This is a genomic window from Streptosporangium heterodermiicola (assembly GCF_051390675.1).
In the GTDB taxonomy this organism is placed as follows: domain Bacteria; phylum Actinomycetota; class Actinomycetes; order Streptosporangiales; family Streptosporangiaceae; genus Streptosporangium.
In genome coordinates, this window is sequence record NZ_JBPJSR010000034.1 from 47643 (window position 1) to 69477 (window position 21835).

Consider the following 21835-nt stretch of genomic DNA (forward strand, 5'->3'; position numbering starts at 1 on the left):
GGCTCGGGCGAGCCTCGAAACACTGTGCCTGCCTGCCTGCCTGCCTGCCTGCCTGACGGGCCGGCCGCCGGATCACGCGGCCGGGACCGCGTTCGCGAGAGCGTGCCGCCGGATCGCCAGAGGAGGCGGAGTCCGTCAGGAGGGGCGGGACGGCCAGCGGCGCGGGTCGGTCAGCCCCCTGAGCCCCCCGGTCATGTCGTAGCCCGCCGCGCCGAGCCGCTCGCGCGAGGCGGCGAGCATCTCCCGGGTGGCGGCCATGAACGCCCGGTCGTGGACGGGTTCGGGAAGCGTGTCCATGACCAGCCGGAACGCCCTCAGCGCCGCGGTCACCGCACCCGGCGGCACCTCGGGCAGCACGCCGTACATCCGCCTGGCCCAGCCGGGCAGCGCGTAGTAGCAGAGCGCCCCGAAGGGGAAGTAGGCGGGTTTGCCGGGGGTGAGGGCGCGCAGCCCGGCGGGCAGGCGCGGCCACATCAGGAAGCGGACCGTGGACACGGCCTCGGGGGTGGCCCTCAGCAGCGGGCGCGTCGCGGCGAAGTAGTCGTCCAGCTCCGCCACGGAGCCGGGCACGTCCTCGGCGTGCAGGCCGACGTAGGTGGCGCTGCGGCGCTGCTCGGCCAGGTAGCGGTCGGCCTGGCGGTCGTCGAGCCCCAGGCCGGAGCGCCGCGCCACGGACAGGTAGGAGGAGACCTCCGCGCAGTGCACCCAGAGCAGCAGCTCCGGGTCGTCCACCCGGCGGATCCGGCCGGTGCCGGGGTCGTCGAAGCGCAGCCGCCGGTGGATCCCCCGGACGCGCCGGCCGACCTCGTCGGCCTCCGCGGGACTGCCGAAGGTGACCCTGCCCACGAAGTCCGCCGTACGGCGGAGCCGCCCGAACGGGTCCCGCCGGAAGTCGGAGTTCTGCCAGACCCCGCGCATCGCGAGCGGGTGCAGGGCCTGGAGCATGAGGCCGCCGACCCCGCCGATCCACATGGAGCGGTCGATGTGCACCAGCCATGTCGCGGTGTGCGGGGGCTGGACGACGATCTTCTCGATGTCCTCGATGCTCGCCATGGTCGGCACATGGTGACACGACGCCCGGCGAACCGTCCAACGGGCCCGCCCCCGCCCGTCAGCTTCTCAGACGGCTCTCGGCGGCGTTCCAGAAGCGGATGAGGGCGGCGGCCGTGGTCTCCGGGGCCTCCACCGCCGGGGAGTGCGCCGAGCCGGGGACGACCACGCAGTCGGCGTCCAGGCGGCGGGCCATCTCCGACTGCATGCGGGGCGGCCAGCCGTCGTCGTGCTCGCCGTACAGGACCAGGGTGTCGATCCCGACCTGGGTGAGCTCGTCGCACCGGTCGGGCGCGGAGAGCACCTCCTCGGTCATCGTGAGCATGCCGACGGGCGAGTTGGCGAACAGCCGCTTGCGCAGGAAGGCGATGATCTCGTCGGACACCCCCGAGGCGAGGGCCTCGGGCTCCATCCGGGTATGCCACAGGTGCTCCAGGCCGACGCCGGGCAGCTCGGCGACCATGAAGCGGCCCGCGCGCTCGCGGGGGCCGACGATCGCGGCGGGCCCGGAGCTCATGAGCGTGTAGGACACGAACCGGGTACGGCCGTCGATGACCGCCTCCCGGGTGACCAGGCCGCCGAACGAGTGGCCGACCAGGTGGATCGGGCCGCCGTGGCCGATCACCTGGGCCAGGACGTCGACGTCGTTGCCGAGCGCCGCGCAGGTGTAGGCGCTCCTGTCGTCAGGGCCGTTCGTCTCGAACTGGCCGCGCATGTCGATCGCGACGACCTGACGGCCCGACTGCGCGAGCGTCTGCAGGACCGCGATGAAGTCCTCCTTGCTGCCGGTCAGGCCGGGAACCAGCAGGGCGGGCCACCGCTCGGGGATGCCGCTGACGGGCAGGGCCTCCAGTACGGCGAAGGCGCCCACCGCCGTCTCGATCTGACGAGAGCGGACGCCAGGAGGCAGGGTCAGAAAACGCGGCGTACTCACGTGGCCCCACGATACCTCTCTTGGTGACATCGCTCCGTGCGTCCGGAAGGGGCCGGGAGCGTGAAAAGGGGCGCCACCGACAAGGTCGCGCCCCTTCACATGGTGACTTCTAGTTAGGGCGACGCGTTCCTCGCTGCTGCTGCTGGCCGCTGCGCGCCGGGGGGCGGCGACGGCTCTGCACGCGTTCCGAGGCCGCCGAGGGGGCGATCTCGTCGTCCTCCGACGCCAGGTCCGGTGACTTGAAGATCACCGAGAACGGGCTCGGGGGAATGATCTTCTCGGGCTGCGGCCGGGGCCTGGGGGCCTCCGCCACGGGCTCGTCGTCCCAGCGCTCCGCCATGGTGTCGTCGTCCTCTCCGGGATCCGTGAACTCCGCCACCCGCTCCTCGGCCCACGACGGAGCCGAAGGTGCCTCCTGGACCGCCGGGGTCGCCGGGGTCACCGCGACGTCCGCCGCCTGCTCGCGCCTGCCGCGGCGCTGCCGGCGGACCGGCTCCTCCGCCGCGGGCTCGGCGTGCGCCGGTACCGCCGGGGCCGCCGGGGCCGCCGGGGACTCTGCCGTGCCGACGAGGCTCACGTCGGGGTTCAGACCGGCCTTGCGAGCCCGGCCCCTGCGGGACGCGGTCTCGGCGGGCTGCTCGTCACGGACGTCCCTGCGGGCTGCCATGTCGGGCTCCACCTCGGCGATCTCGACGACAGGGGGCTGGACCTCCTCGGCCACGACCGGCGCGGGGGTCTCCTCGCCGGTACGGCCTCCGCGGGTGCGGCGGCGCTCGCGGGACGCGCGCGCGGGGCGCTCGCGGCGCTCCTCGCGATCGTCGTCGCGTCCCCTGCGGGAGTCGTCCTCGCGCCCCTTGCGGGGGGAGCGGGACCGGATGCGGCCCGTCTCGCCGAGATCCTCGACCTCCTCGGCGGCCAGGCCCGCCCGGGAGCGGTTGGCGCGCGGCAGCACGCCCTTGGTGCCCTCGGGGATGCCCAGGTCGCTGAAGACGTGCGGGGAGGTCGAGTAGGTCTCGACCGGCTCGGGGAAGGGGAGCGAGAGCGCGTTGTTGATGACCTTCCAGCGAGTGAGGTCCTCCCACTCGACGAAGGTCACCGCGACGCCCGTCTTGCCGGCCCGGCCGGTGCGGCCGATCCGGTGGACGTACGCCTTCTCGTCCTGCGGGCAGTCGTAGTTGACGACGTGGGTGACGTCGTCGACGTCGATGCCGCGTGCCGCGACGTCGGTCGCGACCAGCACGTCGATCTTGCCGTTGCGGAAGGCCCGCAGGGCCTGCTCGCGCTGGCCCTGGCCGAGGTCGCCGTGCACGGCCGCGGCGGCGAAGCCGCGCTCCTTGAGCTGCTCGACGACCATGTCGCAGGCGCGCTTGGTCTCACAGAAGATCATCGTGAGCCCGCGGCCCTCGCACTGCAGCAGGCGGCCGACGATCTCGATCTTGTCCATCCGGTGCGTGCGCCAGACGAACTGCGTCGTCTGCGGGGTCGCCTCGGCCTCGACGTCGTTGTTCTCGGCCCGCACGTGGGTGGGGCGGGTGAGGTAACGCCTGGACAGGGCGACGATCTCGCCCGGCAGGGTCGCGGAGAACAGCATCGTCTGCCGCTCCGCGGGGATGAGCTTGATGATGCGCTCGATGTCGGGCAGGAAGCCCAGGTCGAGCATCCGGTCGGCCTCGTCCAGGACGAGCGTGCCGATCTGGCTGAGGTCGAGGTGCTTCTGCTTGACCAGGTCGAGCAGGCGGCCCGGGGTGCCGACGATGACGTCGACGCCCTGCTTGAGCGCCTCGATCTGGGGTTCGTAGGCGCGCCCGCCGTACACGGTGAGGATCCGCGAGCCGAGCTTGCCGGCCGCCGTCACGAGGTCCTCGGTGACCTGGACGGCGAGCTCGCGGGTCGGTACGACGACCAGCCCGCGGGGCTTCTTGCGGTTCTTCCTCGGCTTGCCGACACGTTGCAGCATCGCCACGCCGAAGGCGTAGGTCTTGCCGGTGCCGGTGCGCGCCTGGCCGATGATGTCCTGGCCGTTGAGGGCCAGGGGGAGTGCCATTTCCTGGATCGGGAACGGCGCGATGATGCCCTCGGTCTCAAGGGCATCGGCGATCTCTGGGGTGACTCCGAGGTCTCGGAACGTCGTCAGCTTGGCCTGCCTAAATCTCCGTTGAAGGCAGGCCTGCCGGGACCACGGGCAGAAAACGTGTTCCCCGTGCCGGGTCCTCGCGGAAGGTCCAGCCCTCTCATGTCATCAGCGACCGCTGCGGCGTCACGCCGACTTTTGGGGGCGTCCGGGAGTGGATATCCCGGATTAACACGGTGCGGTCGCACTTTCACAGAGCAGTGTACTCGATACCACAACGGAGAACCGATTTCTTCGTATTCCCGGTGAATCGCGAGGTCGCTCAGCTCGTAGGCTGCCTCCATGAGCGATTCCCCTCCCGGTGTCTCCGACCTGCTCGGCGTCCTCGCCTACGCCGAGCTGACCGCGTTCCTCAGACTCGCCGAGGACGCCACCCGGTACGCCCCCTCACTGACCGATCAGGCGGCCCTCGGCGGCCTCGCGGCGGCCGAGTACGCGCACTTCGAGTTGCTCCGCGACCGGCTCGCCTCCCTCGGGGCGGATCCCGAGAAGGCGATGGAGCCGTTCACCGGGCCGCTGGACGACTGGCACGCCCTCACCTTCCCCGGAGACTGGCTGGAGGCTCTGGTCAAGGCGTACGTGGGCACGGGGATCGCCCTCGACTTCTACCGCGAGGCGGCCATCGGCGTGGACGACGAGACGCGGAACCTCGTCGACGAGGTCCTCGCGGACGAGGGACGGTCGCAGTTCGCCGTCGAGAGGGTCCGCGCGGCGCTCCAGGCGGACCCCAGGCAGGCCGGGCGGCTCGCGCTGTGGGCCAGGCGCCTGGTGGGGGAGGCGCTGAGCCAGGGACAGCACGTGGCCGCCGCCAGGCCCGACCTCGCGGCCCTGCTGGTGGAGGCGGCCGGGGAGGACATCGGCCGGATGTTCGCCCGGCTGACCGAGAAGCACGGCCATCGGATGGCCGCCCTCGGGCTGACCCCGGGCCCCTAGCGGGGTGAGCCGTGACCTCCAGCGGCCCCCGGTCTTCCGGGTCCCCGGTTTTCTGGTTCTTCGGTCTTACGGTTCCCCGGTCTTCCGGCTTTCCGGTCCTCACGGACTTCGTTCCCGGCCCGGTGGCATCGGACGTCTCACCCGGTGGTGCCGGACGCGAGGGGCGCGCCGGGCGCCGGTCCGCCGTGGTGGCGAACCGGCGCTTTCCGCCCCGCCACGTGGGGGAGGCCGCTTCACCTTTGGCGTGAACGCCGGAGCACTGCGGACGAATCAGGTAGCGTGCGGGACATGAGGGCCTCGCGCCGCTATGGCAGTTCCTTGACGAGATGTGGGCCGAACCGCTGGACTTCGCGTCCCGTGCTGCGCAGGGGAGGCGCGGGCTGCCCGGCGATCAGCCGGGGGCGGGAGCATCTCCGCCGCGTCAGACGCCCGCGCTGCTGCGGGCTCGGCGAGCGGGACGAGTGCTCGGGCAACTGAGAGACGGACCTTTCCGGAGCGGGAATTCCCGCTCGGGTGTTCCTGCCGGGTGTCCGTGAGCCCGGTGCCCACGAGCCCGGTGCCCGTGAGTCCGCCGTTCCCGAGTCGGCCGCTCCTACCGGCCGGTCTCGGGCCCGCCGCCTCTCTTGGCCGTTCCGGAGCCGGCCGCTTCTCCCCGGCCGATCCGGAGTCGGGGGTTTCCTTCGCCGATCGTTCCCGAGCCGGTGCTCCTCACGGCCGGCCGGGCGCGGTGAGACGGGGAGGCAGGGAACCCGAGGGGCGCGCTCGCACCGGATCCGCGGACCGCGCCATGCCGCGAAGGACGACCTGGCGCGAGCCCGGAATCCGTCAGAGCGTGCCGCCGAAGCCGACGGGACGCGCCTCCTCCTCGCCGATCTCGATGAAGCCGAGTGAGGCGACCGGGACGATGATCTTCCGGCCGTTGACGTCGGTGATGGTGAAGACACCGCTGCCGGACGCGAGGGCGGCGCCGATCTCGCCTTCGAGCTGCTCGGCCGTGAGGTCGGTCTCCACTACGAGTTCACGGTGTACGGAACGTACGCCGATCTTGATTTCCATTGTGCTCCCTTTCGATGAGGGTTGCTCGTCCCATGGTCGCCCCATCGGAGATCCGACGCGCCGGTTGATCGCGGCAAGCGAACAGGTGATCGCGGTCGGCGAACAGCCGGACGGAAGGCCGGAGGATTCCCCGGTGACGGCGACGCCGGGAGAGGGAAAACGGTGAGAGGGAAGGACGGGGGAGGGGAACCGGCCCGAGGCCGGTGCCGGGAGCGCGGGCGGACGCCCGGGGGCCTCAGTGGTCGGCGACGGTGCGGGGGAAGCCGGAGATGCCACGCCACGACAGGCGGGCGATGAGCTGGGTGGCCGCGTCCTTGGGGATGGAGCCGTTGCTGCTGATCCAGTAACGGGCGCTGACCTCGGCCATGCCGACGAGCCCGACGCCGAGCAGGCGCGCCTCGTCACTGGAGCAGCCGGTGTCCTCCTGGATGACCTGGCTGATCATCTCGGCGCTCTCGCGGAGGTTGCGCTCCATGCGCTGGCGGACCGGGGCGACGTTGCGGAGATCCGACTCGAACACCAGCCGGAACGCCTCACCCTGGCTGGAGACGAAGTCGAAGAAGGCGCCGATCGCGGCCTGGACGCGCTGCTTGTTGTCCGTGGTGGAGGCGAGGGCGTCGCGACAGCGGGTGATCATGTCGTCCACGTGCAGGTCGAGCAGGGCGAGATAGAGCTCCTGCTTGCCGGGGAAGTGCTGGTAGAGGACCGGCTTGCTGACCCCTGCCCGCTCGGCGATCTCGTCCATCGCGGCCGCGTGGTAGCCGTTCTCCACGAACACCTCCTGCGCCGCGCTGAGCAGCTGGCGGCGTCGGGCCGTCCGGGGCAGCCGGGTGCCCCGGGGCTTGGCGTCCGGGGTAGCGGTCACGTGGTCTCCTCGTGTCAAGCTCCTGGCGTCTGCGGCCATCCTACGCGTGGGTAACCCGGGTCAGCGATAATCGTCCTCGTCGAGCTCGACGGTGCGCCGCTGCTCGAAGGTGTCCGCGGGATCCGCCTCCAGGGGGATGGAGTCGGGCCACTCCGACCCCTCCTCGCGCGCCACGCGGCTCTGCTCGGCGGCGTCGGCGGGGTCGACCTCGATGGGGAGGTCGACGGGCGCGTCGGAGCCGTTCTCGCGCACCGGCCGGTGTTGCTCGGCGGCGTCGGCCTCGGGCGTCTCGACGGAGAGCTCCTCGGGAAGGTCGTCGACCGCTTCCCCGTACGATCTGTCGCCGCGCGCGTTCATATGTCTGACATCCCCTGTCGTCATCCGGGCTTCTGCACGTTCCCTCTCCTCACCCGGTTCCTGCAAACGTCGGACATCGCCCAGCGTACGACCTCGGGTGCCGCGCGCCGAGAAAGACGCGGCATCGGATTGCCCATGGCGGCACCTGCCGCGTTGACGGCCTTTCACCGCTGTCCGGCCGTATTTACGAACTTGAGTGCGATGTACGAGGTTGAGTGCTCGGCGGGGAGGGGCGTGCGGAGAAGCGGGTGGGGTGTGCCGGGAAGATCAGGGTGGGGTGTGCCGGGAAGACCAAAGGTGTGCCGCGCTGTCCGGGGCGCGAGGAAGTCGGGGGCGCGAGGGAGGCGAGGGGCACAAGGGAGGCGATGGGCCCGAGGGAATCGGAGGCGGCGGGGGGTTTCCGTGCCGGGCGTCGGATCTTCCGGATATGACAGAGCGGGGGCCCGCGGTCGGAAAACCGCGGAGCCCCCGCCTGCGATTCATGAGAAATGAGAACTCGCACTTCATCGAGATTCGGAATCCCGGGAAATATCTTCCCGGCCTTCCGTGCTCACCGTCCGGATCGGCGTTCGTCCGTAGAAGAACGCGACCCTGGTGAATACGGGATCCCTACCTCTCCGTCACGGTTCCGGAGCCGCTTTTGAAAGCGGTTCCAGCCGTTTTCGGCCTCGTGTTCCGATCCCGTGTCAAGCGTGGATCAGGACGACGTGGTGGCGGTGCCCGGAATGACCGGAGGCAGCGGAGGCGGAGTGGTGTCCCCGAGCGGCACGAGGCGCTCGGAACGGGTCCTGTTGTCCAGGCGGTTGCGGTTGCAGTTGTCCTGGTTGAGCGTCAGCCTGAAGCGGTGGTGACTACGACGGTAGTGGCGGTCACGGCCGCAGCAGCCGCCGCCGCCCCAGGTCGTGAAGGTGCCGGCGGTGACCGCGGTGGTCATCGCGTTGGCGCTCGTGATGGTGGTCGCCGCGCCCATGGCGACGACTCCGCCGGCCAGTGCCGTGCTGATCGCGAGCCCTGCGAGAACACTCTTGAACTCGGGCATTGCGTTTCCCCCTTGAAAGGATCGATTTACCAATTTTTGGCATTTCCCGTATGAGTCGGAAATTGCCAGAGATGGCTAGAGATGGCCGGTGATGAGCCATCCCTGGTTGTCATAGTTTCCTCGTATGTCTGCCGACAAACAGAGATCGAAGGCTTTTACCCTACTCTTAGCTATTTATCGTCGACGTTGGATGCTTATTGATAGCTTTAAAGTGAAATGTATTTAATGTCGCATTTGTTCTTCGAGGGCTTGGGAGAGCCGTGGGCGCCGAGGGGTGGGCCGCTCCCACTCCCGCGTCCCATTCCCGCACTCCCCCCGCGGCCGCTCGGTGTCGCCGCGAGGTCTCGGCTCCGGGGGTGCGGCCCCGGGCTTCCCCGGAGGGGGCGCCCCTCCCCGGGGGTCGATCCGCTGCCGCACTTCGGCCTTGAGGCCGTACTTCGGCCTTGAGGCGACGGAGGTGGATCACTCTTAGGGTGGCGGAAATGGGAGATGACAGACGAAGGCCCCGCGGTTCGGAAACCGCGGGGCCTCGCCTGTGAATTCGTGAAATGAACAACTCGCACTGTGGTGAGGGTCAGGGTTCCGAGGATCTCTCCTCAGGTTCCCGTTGTCGCCGTTCGACCGGTGTTTCCGAACGGGAAGCCCGGCCGTGGTGGATGCGGGGATCCTGTCCCTCCGTCACGGTTTCGAAGCCGCGGGCAATCGCGGATCCGGCCGTGAATGATCTTGTCCTCTTGGCCGTGCCGCACCCCGCTCGGGGTGTGCGGCCTCGGTCCGCTGACTAACCGGCGGCGCCGACTCCGCCGAAGAGCGGCACGATGCGGTCGCTACGGCTGTCGTTGATCAGCTCGTTGTCGTTGTTGTTGTGGTTGTTGATGATCAGCCTGAAGCGCTTGCGGCTGTGGTAGCGGTGGCAGCTGCCCCCGCCGCAGCAGCAGCGACGCCCGCCGTAGCCACCGCCACCGCAGGTCTGGAAGGCGGCGGCGGTGACCGTGGTGGTCATCGCGTTGGCGCTCATGACAGTGGTCGCCGCGCCCATGGTGACGACTCCGCCGGCCAGTGCCGTGCTGATCGCGAGCCCTGCGAGGACACTCTTGAACTTGGGCATTGCGTTTCCCCCTTGAAAGGACTAATTATCCCTGTTTTCGACATTTTCCGTGTAAAACGGAAATCGTCAGAGATAGCCGGTGATGAGCCATCCCTGGTTGTCATAGTTTCCTCACATGTCTGCTGACAAACGGACATCGAAGGCTTTTGCACTCCTCTTAGCTATTTATCGTCGATGTTGGATGCCTATTGGTCGCTTTGAAATGAAATGTATTTAATGTCGGATTTGTTCTTTGGGAACGGGAGGAGTGGGCGGGGTGCCGTCCGCCGGTGAGCCGGTGTGGCCCTCGCGTACCGGAGCCGAGGCGGCGGGGGGCGTGACGGGGAGGGGGGCGGAGCGCGGGGCGGTGGCGGGAAAGGCGGTGCGCGGGGAGCGGCGAGGACGCGCGAAGGCCCCGCGGTTCGGAAACCGCGGGGCCTCGCCTGTGACTTCGTGAAATGAGAACTCGCACTGTGTCGAGGGTCAGGGTCCTGGGGATCTCTCCTCAAGTTTCCGCTGTCGCTGTTTGACTGGTTTCTCTGGATGAGAAGCGCCTTCGTGGCGAATGCGGGAGTCCTGTCCCTCCGTCACGGGTTCGAGGCCGCTGAAATCGGCGGATCGAGCCGTGAGTGGTCCCGTCCTCTGACGGTGCCGCGCCTCCGAGGGGACGCGCGGCCCCGGACCCGGCGGCTACTCGTCGTCGTCGCCGCCGAGAGTCAGGGGCCGGAGACGGTCGCTGCGGTTGTCGTTGCGCAGGAAGTTGTCGTTGTTGTTGTGGTTGTTGATGATCAGCCTGAAGCGGTGGTGGCTACGGCGGTGGTGACGGTGGCCGCAACCGCAGCCGCAGCCGCAGCCACGGCGCCAGCCGCAGCCGCCGCCGCCGCAGGTCGGGAAGGCGGCGGCGGTGACCGTGGTGGTCATCGCGCTGGCGCTCGTGACGGTGGTCGCCGCGCCCATGGCGACGGCTCCGCCCGTCAGGGCCGTGCTGATCGCGAGCCCTGCGATGACACTCTTGAACTTGGGCATGCGTTTCCCCTTTGAAGTGATCGGTTATCCCGATTTCCGACATATTCCTTATAAATCGGAATTGTCAGAGACGGCCGGTGATGAGCCATCCCTGCTTGTCATGATTTCCACCCATGTCTGGCGAGAAACGGAAATCAGGGGGTTTTGCTCTCTTCTTATCTATTTATGGCATGAGTTGAACTCTTATTAGTTGTTTTGAAATGAAATGTCTCTAATGTCGTATTTGTTCATCGAGAGTGAGAGGGGCCCGGCTGCCGGGCGGTGCCTGGCGGTCGCGGGCGGGCCTGGAACGTCGTCGAATCAATGACGATAAATCGTGTAATAAAAGACATCTGGCGAAAGGGGAATTATGTGCCTTTTGTGGTAACCGGAGGCTGTCGCCCGGCATGTCGCGAGCCGAACTATCGTGGAAGGGCAGCGGAACGACGGGAGGACGCGCGGTGAGCAACCCAATCCCCATCTGGCCGGGCGAGATGATCGACCTCGGCGAACAAAGGGTCCACGTGCGGTCGACGCCGCGAGGGCCCGCCGAGACCGCCGTCTACGTGCACGGCCTCGCGGGCTCCGCGACCAACTGGACCGACCTGATGGGCGAGCTGTCCGGAGTGGTGACCGGGCACGCCCTCGACCTGCCCGGCGCCGGATACTCGCCGGAGCCGCCCGGCGGCGACTACTCCGTCGACGCCCACGCCCGGACCGTCACAGCCCTGATCGAGCGGGTCTCCAGCGCCCCCGTACACCTGTTCGGCAACTCCCTGGGCGGCGCCGTCTCGGTGCGGGTCGCCGCCACCCGCCCCGACCTGGTCCGCTCGCTGACCCTGATCTCACCGGCCCTGCCCGACCTCCTGCCCCGGTACGGCCCGGCGCGGGTGGCGCTGTCCACCGTGCCCCACATCGGCGAGTGGGCCGCGAGCCGGCTCACCCTCGTGCCCGCCGAACGCAGGCTCGGCGCCACGATGGCCATGTGTTACGCCGACATCGGGCGGATCCACCCGCAACGGCTCAAGGAGGCGGCCGAGGAGCTGCGCCGCAGGGACGGCCTGCCGTACGCGGTGGGGGCTCTGATCAACTCGGCGCGCGGCATCGTCGCCGAGTACTTCAGGCGCGGGGAGACGAACCTGTGGCGGCAGGCGGCCACGGTCACCGCGCCCACGCTGGTCATCCACGGCCGCCACGACCGCCTCGTCAACCCCCGGATGGCCGCCCGCGCCGTCCGGACGTTCCCGCGCGTACGGCTGATGCTGCTGCCCGACGCCGGGCACGTGGCCCAGATGGAGTTCCCCGAGCGGGTGGCCCGCGAGGCGGGGCTCCTGATCGCCGAGACGGTCCTCGCGCCGGTTGGGGAATGACGGGGGCACCGGGTTAGGTTGTGAGTGGAGCGTGCTGCGCCAGCCGCATCAAGGACCCCTGAAACGGGAGCAGAACTGTGTCGTTGCCACCGCTGGTAGAGCCGGCAGCCGAGCTGACCGTCGACGAGGTGCGCCGTTACTCGCGCCACCTGATCATCCCGGACGTCGGCATGGCCGGGCAGAAGCGCCTGAAGAACGCCAAGGTGCTCTGTGTGGGCGCCGGAGGCCTGGGCTCCCCCGCGCTGCTCTATCTCGCGGCCGCGGGAGTGGGCACGCTCGGCGTCATCGACTTCGACGTGGTCGACGAGTCCAACCTGCAGCGGCAGGTCATCCATGGCCAGTCCGACGTCGGCCGCCCCAAGGCGGAGAGCGCCGCCGACAGCGTCAAGGAGATCAACCCGCTGGTCAAGGTGGTCGTCCACAACGAGGCGCTCACCACCGAGAACGTGATGGAGATCTTCGCCGCCTACGACCTGATCGTGGACGGCACCGACAACTTCGCCACCCGCTACATGGTCAACGACGCTGCCGTCCTGCTCGGCAAGCCGTACGTCTGGGGTTCGATCTACCGCTTCGACGGCCAGGCCAGCGTCTTCTGGGCCGAGCACGGCCCCTGCTACCGCTGCCTCTACCCCGAGCCCCCGCCGCCCGGCATGGTCCCCTCGTGCGCCGAGGGCGGCGTGCTCGGCGTGCTGTGCGCGTCGATCGGCTCCATCCAGGTCAACGAGGCCATCAAGCTCCTCGCGGGCATCGGCGAGCCGCTGGTCGGCCGGCTGATGATCTACGACGCCCTGGAGATGAACTACCGCTCGGTCAAGGTCCGCAGGGACCCCGAGTGCGTGCTCTGCGGCAAGAACCCCACGGTCACCCAGCTGCTCGACGACTACGAGGCGTTCTGCGGCGCGGTCTCCGAGGAGGCCCAGGAGGCCGCCTCCGGCTCCACGATCACCGCCGCCGAGCTCAAGTCCTGGCAGGACAAGGGCGAGAACATCTACGTGATCGACGTCCGCGAGCCGAACGAGTACGAGATCGTGTCCATCCCCGGCGCCGTGCTCATCCCCAAGGGCGAGTTCCTCAACGGCTCCGCGCTGGAGAGGCTCCCGCAGGACAAGAAGATCGTCCTGCACTGCAAGTCCGGTGCCCGTTCCGCCGAGGTCCTCGCGGTCGTCAAGAGCGCCGGCTTCTCCGACGCCGTCCACGTCGGCGGCGGCGTGCTCAGCTGGATCAAGACGGTCGACCCGAGCCTGCCCGCCTACTAGCCCGAGCCCGAAAGCCTGGAGGCCACGCGTGACCCGCGCCCCGTGGAGCACCCGCTCCGCGGGGTGCCAGCCGTACGGAAGGGTCCGCCGGGGTTCCGCCGAGGTCACCAAGTGCTCTCCACACTGACGGATCTGGACGGAACGGCGGATGACACCCGCCACACCGCATTAAGGTCGGGGGCGTGAATGAAGTCCCACGTCAGCGGCGGCGTTCATGGCCGACGCTGGTCGTGGCCTCCGCCCTGACGCTGCTCTGCGCGATCGTGGCCGGGGTGGCGAGCAGCGCCGCGGCGACGGAGCTCACCCGGGGACCGACCCAGGCGGAGCTCGACCGGGCCGCCCTCGACGAGGTGGCCAGGCGCTGGCGGGCCTGGCCCGCCGGGCGCGTCTTCCCCGAGACCGTCCTCTACGCCGCGGAGCAGGGCGGCGAGGAGAAGGCCCGCCGGGTGGGCATCTCGCCGGAGACCCGCTGTGACGGCGCGGTCGACGCCGGGCTGCGCAAGGCGCTGCGGAGGGCGGGCTGCCTGGGCGTCCTGCGGGCCACCTACATCGACGCGCTCCAGGGGATCGTGGTCACCGTCGGCGTCGCGGCCTTCGCGGACGAGCTCGGCGCCACCAGGGCGAGGGCGGCGCTGCCCAAGGGCGGCGGCCCCTCGCCCGGCCTGCGGGCGCTCGCCTTCCGCGGCACCGTCACCGACCGGTTCGTCTCCGCCGGGCGCCAGGCGGGCCTCGTCCGGCAGGCGGGCCCGTACGTGGTGATGGCCACGGCAGGCCAGACCGACGGGCGGCCCGCCAGGGCGGTCGGCGCGCAGCGGCCGACCCTGTTCGCGTTCACCGGCGACATCGCCGACCGCATCCTCGCCGACCTTTCCATGCCCGCGCGCCCCGACTGCGTCTCCACGGAGTGGCGATGCTGACCACGCCGGGGCGTCTCCCCGCGGGGGGCCGGGTGACGCTGAGGGCATTGTGGAACGTTACGAGACGGACGGTGCCGGTGGTGCTGGCGGCGGTGGCGGTGCCGGTGATCCTGGCCCCGGTCCCGGCCGCGCGAGCCGACGACGTCAGGGACAGCCAGCGGGAGGTGCTGCGGACCCTCGGCCTGCCCGCCGCCTGGCGGATCTCCGAGGGCCGGGGCGTGACCGTGGCCGTGCTCGACTCCGGGGTGGACCTCGACCACCGCGACCTGGCCGGCTCGGTGACCGAGGGCAGGGACTTCACGGCCGGGGCCAACCCGCCGGGGGTGAGCCCCCTGAGGCTGCACGGCACGTACATGGCGTCGCTGATCGCCGGGCACGGGCACGGTCCCGGCGGCGCCGACGGGGTGATCGGCGTCGCGCCGCGCGCGAGGGTGCTGTCGGTACGGGTCATCCTGGAGGACGAGGAGCCGGGTTTCCGGGAGTTCAACACCGCCGAGCGCTACGAGAACGTGGTGGCCAGGGGCATCAGGCACGCGGTGGACCGGGGTGCCGACGTGATCAACATGTCGATCTCCAAGGAGCTGGCGACCAGGGAGGAGCGGTCGGCGATCCGCTACGCGATCTCCAAGGGGGTGGTGCTCGTCGCGGCGGCGGGCAACGAGGGCGCCGAGGAGCCCGACTCCAGCGGCAACGCCCCCTACTCCTACCCGGCGGCCTTCCCGGGGGTGGTCTCGGTCGCCGCGACGGACCGCGGGCTGCGCCGGGCCTCGTTCTCCAACCGGAACCCCTCGGTCCTGGTGGCCGCGCCGGGGGTGGACATCCTCGGCGCCGGTCCGGGGGACGAGTACTGGGTCGGCCGGGGCACCTCGCAGGCGACCGCCCTGGTGTCGGGGGTCGCCGCCCTCATTAAGGCCAAATATCCGAAAATGTCGCCCGTGCTGGTCGTGCAGGCGATCACCGAGGGGGCCACCCGGCGGCCCACCGGCGGCTACGACACCGGTACGGGCTTCGGCGTCGTCAACGCCACCCGCGCCCTCACCGCCGCCGCGAGGATCTCCCGGCACACCCTCACCGCCAAGGGGGCCGGGGGCGCCGGAGGGCACGATCCCGCCCGCCCGCTGGGCCTCGCGGCCGAGCCGGTCCGGGTCGTCCACCGCGACCGGGACCGGATCACCCTGTACGGCGGCGTGGCCGTGGCCGCCGGGCTCGGCGCGGTCGTCTCCCTGATCGCGCTCGCCGTCCTCGTCGGCCGTACCCGCTCGTCGGGGACCTTCGAGGAGCCCGCCCCGGATCCGCTCACGACCCCCTGGCCGTGAGCGCCCGGCGTCGCCGGGAGGACCTTCCCGGGCGGCACCCGGAGACGGAGCCGGACTCGGCGCGGCGTCGCCTGACGGGCTCCCCTGAGCGGCACCCAGAAGTCGAGCCGGACCCGGGGCCCCCGGGCGGGCCTTCCCGGGCGGCACCCGGACCCGGCGTGGCGTCGCCGGGCGGGCTCCGCCGACGGGCGCTCTCCGGGGCCTGGCCATGGAGAGTGCCGCGAAAATACCCGCCGCCGATAGGGCGCGGGGGTCCTTCGACGTAGCATCGGAGTATGTCGCAGCAAGGGCGGTCCCAGGAGCCGGAGCGGCCTCTGGGAACCCCCGCCCCCCGCGCTCGCGGTGGCTGGCCGCCGTCAGGCTCCCGGGTGGGCGGCAGCGGCGGTGCCGGAGGCGGCCGGGCCCGCAGGGCGCCCGCGCCCGGCGCCTCCGCCAGGCGGTCCCGGGTGCGGGCCTGGCCCGCGGCGGGCCGCGACCGCGCGGCGGTCAGGCGCGCCGAGCTGCAGACCCTGGAGCAGGGCGTCCGCTTCCGTACGATCTTCCTGATCCTGATGGGCACGATCCTCGCCATCGCCGCCACCAACGTGCTGACCGGCACGGTCGGGCTGGTGCGCGAGACGAGTTCGCGCCCGCTGACCGCCGCCGAGCAGGACCGCTACATCCAGGACGACATCGCCAGGCGCTGGCACACCTGGACCGCCGACCTGATCTTCCCCGTCGAGCTGCAGTACATCGGTCTCGGCAGGGTCCAGCAGTACGCCCGCAGGGTCGGTCTCGCCCCCGAGGTGGCCTGCGCGGCGGGCACGGACGCGCCGGTGGGATCGGTGCTCTCCGAGTACGGCTGCCGCACCCTGCTGCGGGCCACCTACGTCGACCAGACGTCCTCGTTCGCCTTCACCGTGGGCATCGCCGTGCTCGACGACGAGGAGCGGCGGATCGCCGCCTCCGCGCAGCTGGCCGTGGACGACCGGGTGGGGGTGCGCCCCGTGGCCTTCCCCGGCACGGCGACCGAGCTCTTCGGGGCCGCGCAACGACAGCGCAACGCCTGGGTGGGCGTCGGCCCCTACATCGTCTTCTCCACCGCCGGCTACACCGACGGCCGCACCCGGCAGGCGGTCGCCCCCGAGGAGATCCTGCACAGCGAGCTGTGGCCCGCGGCCCAGGCGGTCGCGGGGCGCATCGCCCGCGCCCTCGGCGACGAGCCCAGCGCCGTGCCCCAGTGCACCCAGGGGAACGTGTGCTGAGGCGGCGCCTCTGGGCGGCGGGAGCCCTGGTCGCGTTCTCGGTGGCGGGTCCGGTCCCGGTCGCCGCCCCCGCGACGGCCACCTCGGCGCTCGCCGGAGTGACGTCGCCCGTGTCACCCGGGTGGTCCGTGCCGACAGCGTCGACGCCGTCTCCCGAGCCGGTGCCTTCGGAGTCCGCCCCGCCGGAGCCCGCCCCGCCCGAGTCGGCGCCGCCCGAGCCGGCACCGCCCCGGTCGCCGGAGGGGGCAGCGGACGTCCGCGAGGACCAGCGCTGGGTGCTGGAGATGCTCAACGCCGAGGAGGCGTGGAAGGTCACCAAGGGGTCGGGCGTCATCGTGGCGCTCGTCGACAGCGGGGTGGACGACCAGGTCGCCGAGCTGCGGGGGCGGGTGATCTCCGGGCCTGACATGGGGTCGATCAGGTTCGACAGGGACACGCCGGACGCCGGGCGGCACGGCACCGCGATGGCCTCGCTCATCGCCGGGGCGGGCAGGGGGGAGGAGGGCCTTCTCGGCGTCGCGCCCGAGGCCAGGATCCTCTCGCTGCCGCTGATCGTCGAGGAGCGGCCCGAGGACGGGACCGCCCTGCCCCAGGAGGACCTGCGCTCGCGCGACGACAGCCCCCTGGCCCGCGCGATCCGTTACGCCGCCGACCACGGGGCCAAGGTCGTCAGCATGTCGCTGGGCGCCTACGGGCCGCACCGGAGCGAGCGCGAGGCGGTCGCCTACGCGATCTCCAAGGGCGTGGTGCTCGTCGCCGCGGTGGGCAACGACGGCGACTCCCAGTACGCCATGGACAACGCCACCTCCTTCTGGAACTTCCCCGCCGGATACTCCGGGGTCATCGGGGTGGGCGCGGTGGACGACCTGGGCAAGCCCGCGGTGTTCAGCAGCGACAACCTGTCGGTCCTGGTCTCGGCGCCGGGCGTCGACGTGCCGGTGGTCGTTCCAGGCGGGAAGTACGGGTCCTCTGAGGGGACCAGCTCGGCGACCGCACTGGTGGCCGGGGTTGTCGCCCTTATAAAAGCAAAATATCCGGATATTTCGCCTCAAATGGTGTCGCAGGCTCTCACCTCCACGGCGACGGCCGGTCCCGCCAACGGCTACGACGACCACATCGGGTTCGGCGTCGTCGACGCCGCGGCCGCCCTGGCCAAGGCGGGCCGGCTGATGGCCGGCACGGCGGTGGTCCCGGTGCCCGAGGGCAAGCGCTTCGGCGACGGCACCCTGCCCACCGAGCCCAGCAGGCCGGGCCCCGAGCCCGCGCGCCTCTGGCTGTACGGCGCGGGCCTCGCGGGCGGCCTGCTGGCGTTCGCGGCGGCCGTGGCGATGCTCAACCGGCACTCCGGCAGGGAAGGGCCGATGACGGCGGCCTTCGAACCGGTCCGGCGCGGCAGATCGCGAAGGTAACCGTAATTCGACTGCGATTCGAACGCGTTTTGGACACCGTTCGGATGCGGTAGCCCGGATGTCTGGATTCACGCTCCGGAAAACCTGGAACGTTCGCTAGTCTCGCGCGTTATGGGGTACGAGTTGCGCGTGGAGCGCCCTGCGCCTCTCGCCTTCGCGGAACTCGCGACTGTGCTGGGGCAGGCGGGGTTCGAGTTCAGGGGATCGCAGGAGTCGGGGGAGATCCTGGCCCGCCACAATGGCGCGGTCCATGCCATCGCGACATGGAACGGCAGCCTTTCCGGCGCCCCCGGATCCGACTGGCAGGTGGCCCAGCTGGCGCGCGTGTCCGCCCTGCTGGGGGCGCGGCTGGTGGGCGAGGACGGCGAGTCCTACGCGATCCGCGGCGGCCTTGTCGAGCAGCTGAACGGCTCGGCGGCCTACGAGTTCGGCAAACTCGACGAGATCCTCTCCGCCGGGCCGACCGTATGGAGTCAGTAGGCCACCCCACCCCGTACGCCGAGCGGGTGCTCGACCTGGTCGAGCGCATCCCGTCCGGGATGGTGATGTCCTACGGCGACATCGCCGAGTATCTCGGCGAGGGGGGTCCGCGCCAGGTCGGCCGCGTGATGTCCACCTGGGGCGGGGGCGTGCCCTGGTGGCGCGTCGTGCACGCCGACGGCACCCCGCCGCCCGGCCACGAGCAGCGGTGCCTGGCGAGCTGGCGTGAGGAGCGGACCCCGCTGAGGGGCGCCCGCGCCGACATGCGGGCGGCCAGATGGGACGGGAACCCGTAATCGTACGACGGGACGGGGCGGGAAACCCGGCTAGATTACAAATGCCTGTAAATCCCGCAAGGCCGTAAATCACGGCGTAACCGGCCCTGCTGTGGCGCACTAACATGGCCTAGGACAGCGCTCTGTCCGAAAGGCGGTGCTTTCCCCATGGCCACCGGTGCCACTCCCGCACGTTCCAGCGGCGACCCCGTCGCTGATCGTCTGCGGGCTGTCCAGGATCTCTGCGACCGGGGAGAACCCCTCGACTCGATCATGGCGACGGTGCTGGCCGACGGGCTGAAACCGGCTGAGCGCCGACGTTTCGACGCCGACGCGCTGGCCGGCCCCCTGGGGTCCCGGCTGGAGATCGCGGCCAAGCGCGGTGCCGCGAAACGCCGCGAGTTCGTCACGCTCCTGAAGCCGTACGTGACCGGTGTCGACGCGAAGGTCAAGCGCGACCTGCCGGTCGCCCGCAGGATCGCCTTCCACCTGATCGAGCATCGGGAGATCGACGACCTCGCCGAGAGCGACGCGCTGCGGAAGCTCGTGACCGCCGCGGCGGAGCCGTCCAGGCGGGTCCGCAAGAGCCTCCGCTGGTACGCGGACCTGCCGCTCCAGGACGAGCTGCCCGAGGCCCTGTACCGGCTGCGGGCGGCCGACCTCATCCCGGTGACCCAGATCGAGGACATCTCCTGGTCGGGCGGGCGGCTGCACGTCAGCGGCCACGCCTACCTGGCCGGGCTCTCCGTGCGCAGCCGCCGCTTCAACCGGGCGAGCGTGGTGCTGCGCGGCCCGCGCTGGCTGCCGCCCGTGCGGCTCCGCACCCGCAGGGTCTTCCACCCCGAGGCGACCCACGGCGCGGAGGAGGCGGGCTGCAACTACGACTGGTCCGGCTTCACCGCCGAGATGAGCCCGTGGCCGCTGCGCTGGCGCTCGGCCGTACGGGCCGTGGTGCGCGGGGGCAAGCGGCTGCTGCGCCGCCGCGCGACCGTGCAGGACACCACCACCTGGCGTACCGAGATCGTGATCTGGAGCCGGGGCGCCCGCGCCGGCGGTCTCCTGCGCGGTCCCTCCACCGGCCGCACCGAGCGCCCGGCGGGGCTGGACCTCGGCAAGGGCTGGTGGATCCGTCCCGTCTGGACCTCCGACCGCGCCCTCCAGATCGTGCTGCAGCCCACCCGCGCCGAGCTGGCCGGCGTGCGGCTCGACGGCGAGCGGCTGGAGGTCGAGGTCTTCCTGCCGGGCAAGGGCGTGAACAGGGGGCAGGCCCGCCTGGACGGCCACCGGATCGCCGCCGACTTCACCCCCGTCGAGGGCGGCACCACCGTCGTCGTGCCGCTCGCGACGGCGTCGCTGCTGCAGGAGCGCGACGGCGGCAGGCTCTGGATCGAGCCCAAGGGCGACCCCGCGGCCTCCGTCATGATCGGCAAGGCTCGGGAGAGCCGTACGGTCGTCGGAGACCGGGAGATCACCGTGCTGCGCGACCGGCGCGACCGCGTGAGCGTCTCCGCGCACCGGATCCGCCCGGTCGTCGACGTGGCGACCTGGGACGAGCGGGGCGTGCTCACCCTGGAGGGCTCCTACCCGGGCTCCGGCGAGGCCGCGCTCACCCTCAAGCACCGCGCCGGGCTGATCCACGCCGTCCCCCTGGAGCGCGACGGCTCCCGCTTCACGGTCAGGCTCGCGCCCGCCGCGATGCCCCGCTTCGGCGACACGGCCCCGCTGGGCAGCGGCACCTGGAGCATGGCGGTCCGCGACGCGGCCGGGCAGATCGTCCCGTTCCGCGTCGACCACGCCATCCTCGACGGGCTGGACGAGGACACGAAGATCCTCGACGGCCGCGAGTACCGCCTGATCTCCACCCGCTTCGACATCCCGGTGCTGTCCGTCGCCGAGCACCTCCCCGACGACGAGAAGGGCGCAGGCGGCCTGTTCGCCCTGCGCCGGCACTTCTACCCCGCCGAGCGGACCCGCGAGCTGAACGACGCGACCGTCTACGTCGCCTACGACGGGCGGCAGTACGAGGGCAGCGTCCGCGCGGTCTACGAGGAGCGGGTGCGGCGCGGCGACGACGGAGAGCACATCTGGATCGTCAAGGACGGCGCGTTCGTACCTCCGGGGCCGGAGAGGCTCGGGTTCGGCACGGGCGCCGGCCCGACCGTGGTGCGCGCGGGCAGCCGCGAGCACTACGCGGCGCTGGCCCGCTCGCGCTACGTGGTGACCAACGGCTTCCTGCCGCCGTGGTTCCGGTCCCGCGAGGACCAGGTCGTCGTGCAGACCTGGCACGGCACCCCGGTCAAGCGCCTGGGCAACGACCTGCCGCACATGACCCGCGACCCCAAGCCGCCGGCCTGGCACCGGCAGGCCGTCGAGGTGCGCGGCTGGGACCTGCTGGTCTCCCAGAGCCCCTGGGCGACCCGCGTGCTGCGCAAGGCGTTCGGCTACCAGGGCGAGGTCCTGGAGAGCGGGTACCCGCGCAACGACGTGCTCGTCGCCCCCGACCGCGACGAGCTGGCCGCGGCGGTACGCGCGCGGCTCGGCATCGCCGCGGACGCCAAGGTGGTGCTCTACGCGCCGACCTACCGCGACTACGACCGCAAGAACGCCTCGATCCGGCTGGACCTGGCCGAGGCGCACCGGGTGCTCGGTCCCGGCCACGAGTTCCTGATCAGGGGTCACTCGATGCAGGCGGCGCCGAACGTGCGGGCCGGGCTCGGGCGTGACGTCACGACATATCCGGATATCACGGATCTGCTGTTGATCACGGACGTGTTGATCACGGACTACTCGTCGGTCATGTTCGACTTCGCGGCGACCGGCAGGCCGATGCTCTTCTTCACCTACGACCTGCAGCGCTACTCGTCCAAGCGGGGCATCTACCTGGACCTGGCCGCCGAGGCCCCCGGCCCGCTGCTGTCCACCGGGGCCGAGGTCATCAAGGCCCTGCGGTCGATCGACGAGGTGGTCGCCGCCCACGCCGAGAAGTACGACCTCTTCCAGCGCACCTACGCGCCCCGCGACGACGGCAAGGCGACGGCGCGGCTCGTCGACCACGTCTTCCCGACCTGACCGTCCCACGCCGGTCCGGCCGATCCGGCCGGCTCCGGG

The 21835-nt window shown here is 71.0% G+C and carries 19 protein-coding genes; 10 read left to right on the forward strand and 9 right to left on the reverse strand.

Annotation, left to right across the window (positions count from 1 at the left end; genetic code table 11):
- Positions 1 to 135: 135 nt before the first annotated feature.
- The 3 genes from ACSC1Q_RS39885 to ACSC1Q_RS39895 all read right to left on the reverse strand — a co-directional run bounded on the left by ACSC1Q_RS39885 (position 136) and on the right by ACSC1Q_RS39895 (position 4028).
- Positions 136 to 1053, reverse strand: a complete 918-nt coding sequence (locus tag ACSC1Q_RS39885; protein WP_436763935.1) for an oxygenase MpaB family protein — start codon at positions 1051 to 1053, stop codon at positions 136 to 138.
- A 58-nt stretch (positions 1054 to 1111) separates the two neighbouring features.
- Entirely contained in the window at positions 1112 to 1984 is an 873-nt protein-coding gene (locus tag ACSC1Q_RS39890) for an alpha/beta fold hydrolase (RefSeq protein ID WP_436763936.1), read from the reverse strand.
- Between the two features lie 109 nt (positions 1985 to 2093).
- Positions 2094 to 4028, reverse strand: coding sequence for a DEAD/DEAH box helicase (locus tag ACSC1Q_RS39895; protein WP_436763937.1), 1935 nt, complete (start codon positions 4026 to 4028; stop codon positions 2094 to 2096).
- A gap of 369 nt (positions 4029 to 4397) precedes the next feature.
- Here ACSC1Q_RS39895 and ACSC1Q_RS39900 point away from each other — a divergent pair, with 369 nt between their 5' ends.
- A complete protein-coding gene (locus tag ACSC1Q_RS39900; RefSeq protein WP_436763938.1) occupies positions 4398 to 5048 on the forward strand; it encodes a ferritin-like fold-containing protein in 651 nt (216 codons plus the stop codon).
- Between the two features lie 825 nt (positions 5049 to 5873).
- On the opposite strand, the gene ACSC1Q_RS39905 is transcribed toward ACSC1Q_RS39900, so the two are convergent.
- From ACSC1Q_RS39905 to ACSC1Q_RS39930, 6 genes are all read right to left on the reverse strand, one after another.
- Positions 5874 to 6104, reverse strand: a complete 231-nt coding sequence (locus ACSC1Q_RS39905; protein ID WP_436763939.1) for a DUF3107 domain-containing protein — start codon at positions 6102 to 6104, stop codon at positions 5874 to 5876.
- Positions 6105 to 6339: 235 nt separating this feature from the next.
- Positions 6340 to 6969, reverse strand: a complete 630-nt coding sequence (locus ACSC1Q_RS39910) for a TetR/AcrR family transcriptional regulator (protein ID WP_362685409.1) — start codon at positions 6967 to 6969, stop codon at positions 6340 to 6342.
- A gap of 60 nt (positions 6970 to 7029) precedes the next feature.
- Positions 7030 to 7326 carry a hypothetical protein gene (locus ACSC1Q_RS39915; protein WP_436763940.1) on the reverse strand — a complete coding sequence of 99 codons (297 nt, stop codon included), beginning with the start codon at positions 7324 to 7326 and terminating at the stop codon, positions 7030 to 7032.
- Between the two features lie 697 nt (positions 7327 to 8023).
- The gene (locus tag ACSC1Q_RS39920; protein WP_436763941.1) at positions 8024 to 8365 is read right to left on the reverse strand and encodes a hypothetical protein; all 342 of its coding nucleotides are present in this window, start codon (positions 8363 to 8365) and stop codon (positions 8024 to 8026) included.
- Positions 8366 to 9146: 781 nt separating this feature from the next.
- On the reverse strand, positions 9147 to 9473 hold the full coding sequence (locus ACSC1Q_RS39925; RefSeq protein ID WP_436763942.1) for a hypothetical protein: 327 nt from the start codon (positions 9471 to 9473) through the stop codon (positions 9147 to 9149).
- Positions 9474 to 10142: 669 nt separating this feature from the next.
- A complete protein-coding gene (locus tag ACSC1Q_RS39930; protein ID WP_436763943.1) occupies positions 10143 to 10478 on the reverse strand; it encodes a hypothetical protein in 336 nt (111 codons plus the stop codon).
- Between the two features lie 440 nt (positions 10479 to 10918).
- Between ACSC1Q_RS39930 and ACSC1Q_RS39935 the strand changes: the two genes are divergently transcribed.
- The 9 genes from ACSC1Q_RS39935 to ACSC1Q_RS39975 all read left to right on the forward strand — a co-directional run bounded on the left by ACSC1Q_RS39935 (position 10919) and on the right by ACSC1Q_RS39975 (position 21796).
- Positions 10919 to 11827 (forward strand): alpha/beta fold hydrolase, encoded by a 909-nt coding sequence (locus ACSC1Q_RS39935; RefSeq protein ID WP_436763944.1) that lies wholly within the window; start codon positions 10919 to 10921, stop codon positions 11825 to 11827.
- A gap of 77 nt (positions 11828 to 11904) precedes the next feature.
- Positions 11905 to 13086 carry an adenylyltransferase/sulfurtransferase MoeZ gene (gene moeZ / locus ACSC1Q_RS39940; RefSeq protein WP_436763945.1) on the forward strand — a complete coding sequence of 394 codons (1182 nt, stop codon included), beginning with the start codon at positions 11905 to 11907 and terminating at the stop codon, positions 13084 to 13086.
- Between the two features lie 182 nt (positions 13087 to 13268).
- Positions 13269 to 14003, forward strand: a complete 735-nt coding sequence (locus ACSC1Q_RS39945) for a hypothetical protein (RefSeq protein WP_436763946.1) — start codon at positions 13269 to 13271, stop codon at positions 14001 to 14003.
- Positions 13997 to 15319, forward strand: a complete 1323-nt coding sequence (locus tag ACSC1Q_RS39950; RefSeq protein ID WP_436763947.1) for a S8 family peptidase — start codon at positions 13997 to 13999, stop codon at positions 15317 to 15319. The genes ACSC1Q_RS39945 and ACSC1Q_RS39950 overlap by 7 nt, the downstream gene beginning before the upstream one ends.
- A 275-nt stretch (positions 15320 to 15594) precedes the next feature.
- Positions 15595 to 16563: a hypothetical protein gene (locus ACSC1Q_RS39955; protein ID WP_436763948.1), complete on the forward strand. Its 969-nt coding sequence runs from the start codon at positions 15595 to 15597 to the stop codon at positions 16561 to 16563.
- Complete coding sequence (locus ACSC1Q_RS39960) at positions 16557 to 17972, forward strand: S8 family peptidase (RefSeq protein WP_436763949.1); 1416 nt, start codon at positions 16557 to 16559, stop codon at positions 17970 to 17972. The genes ACSC1Q_RS39955 and ACSC1Q_RS39960 overlap by 7 nt, the downstream gene beginning before the upstream one ends.
- Positions 17973 to 18083: 111 nt before the next feature.
- Positions 18084 to 18452, forward strand: coding sequence for a hypothetical protein (locus tag ACSC1Q_RS39965; RefSeq protein WP_436763950.1), 369 nt, complete (start codon positions 18084 to 18086; stop codon positions 18450 to 18452).
- Positions 18440 to 18748, forward strand: coding sequence for an MGMT family protein (locus ACSC1Q_RS39970; RefSeq protein ID WP_436763951.1), 309 nt, complete (start codon positions 18440 to 18442; stop codon positions 18746 to 18748). The genes ACSC1Q_RS39965 and ACSC1Q_RS39970 overlap by 13 nt, the downstream gene beginning before the upstream one ends.
- Positions 18749 to 18895: 147 nt before the next feature.
- The gene (locus ACSC1Q_RS39975) at positions 18896 to 21796 is read left to right on the forward strand and encodes a CDP-glycerol glycerophosphotransferase family protein (RefSeq protein WP_436763952.1); all 2901 of its coding nucleotides are present in this window, start codon (positions 18896 to 18898) and stop codon (positions 21794 to 21796) included.
- The last annotated feature ends 39 nt before the right edge of the window (positions 21797 to 21835 follow it).

Excerpts from the sequence above, each read along its gene's own strand:
- ACSC1Q_RS39885 (WP_436763935.1), bottom strand. The coding sequence starts at position 1,053 with ATGGCGAGCATCGAGGACATCGAGAAGATCGTCGTCCAGCCCCCGCAC.
- ACSC1Q_RS39895 (WP_436763937.1), bottom strand. The coding sequence starts at position 4,028 with ATGGCACTCCCCCTGGCCCTCAACGGCCAGGACATCATCGGCCAGGCG.
- ACSC1Q_RS39900 (WP_436763938.1), top strand. The coding sequence starts at position 4,398 with ATGAGCGATTCCCCTCCCGGTGTCTCCGACCTGCTCGGCGTCCTCGCC.
- ACSC1Q_RS39905 (WP_436763939.1), bottom strand. The coding sequence starts at position 6,104 with ATGGAAATCAAGATCGGCGTACGTTCCGTACACCGTGAACTCGTAGTG.
- ACSC1Q_RS39915 (WP_436763940.1), bottom strand. The coding sequence starts at position 7,326 with ATGAACGCGCGCGGCGACAGATCGTACGGGGAAGCGGTCGACGACCTT.
- ACSC1Q_RS39920 (WP_436763941.1), bottom strand. The coding sequence starts at position 8,365 with ATGCCCGAGTTCAAGAGTGTTCTCGCAGGGCTCGCGATCAGCACGGCA.
- ACSC1Q_RS39925 (WP_436763942.1), bottom strand. The coding sequence starts at position 9,473 with ATGCCCAAGTTCAAGAGTGTCCTCGCAGGGCTCGCGATCAGCACGGCA.
- ACSC1Q_RS39930 (WP_436763943.1), bottom strand. The coding sequence starts at position 10,478 with ATGCCCAAGTTCAAGAGTGTCATCGCAGGGCTCGCGATCAGCACGGCC.
- ACSC1Q_RS39950 (WP_436763947.1), top strand. The coding sequence starts at position 13,997 with ATGCTGACCACGCCGGGGCGTCTCCCCGCGGGGGGCCGGGTGACGCTG.
- ACSC1Q_RS39955 (WP_436763948.1), top strand. The coding sequence starts at position 15,595 with ATGTCGCAGCAAGGGCGGTCCCAGGAGCCGGAGCGGCCTCTGGGAACC.
- ACSC1Q_RS39965 (WP_436763950.1), top strand. The coding sequence starts at position 18,084 with ATGGGGTACGAGTTGCGCGTGGAGCGCCCTGCGCCTCTCGCCTTCGCG.
- ACSC1Q_RS39970 (WP_436763951.1), top strand. The coding sequence starts at position 18,440 with ATGGAGTCAGTAGGCCACCCCACCCCGTACGCCGAGCGGGTGCTCGAC.
- ACSC1Q_RS39975 (WP_436763952.1), top strand. The coding sequence starts at position 18,896 with ATGGCCACCGGTGCCACTCCCGCACGTTCCAGCGGCGACCCCGTCGCT.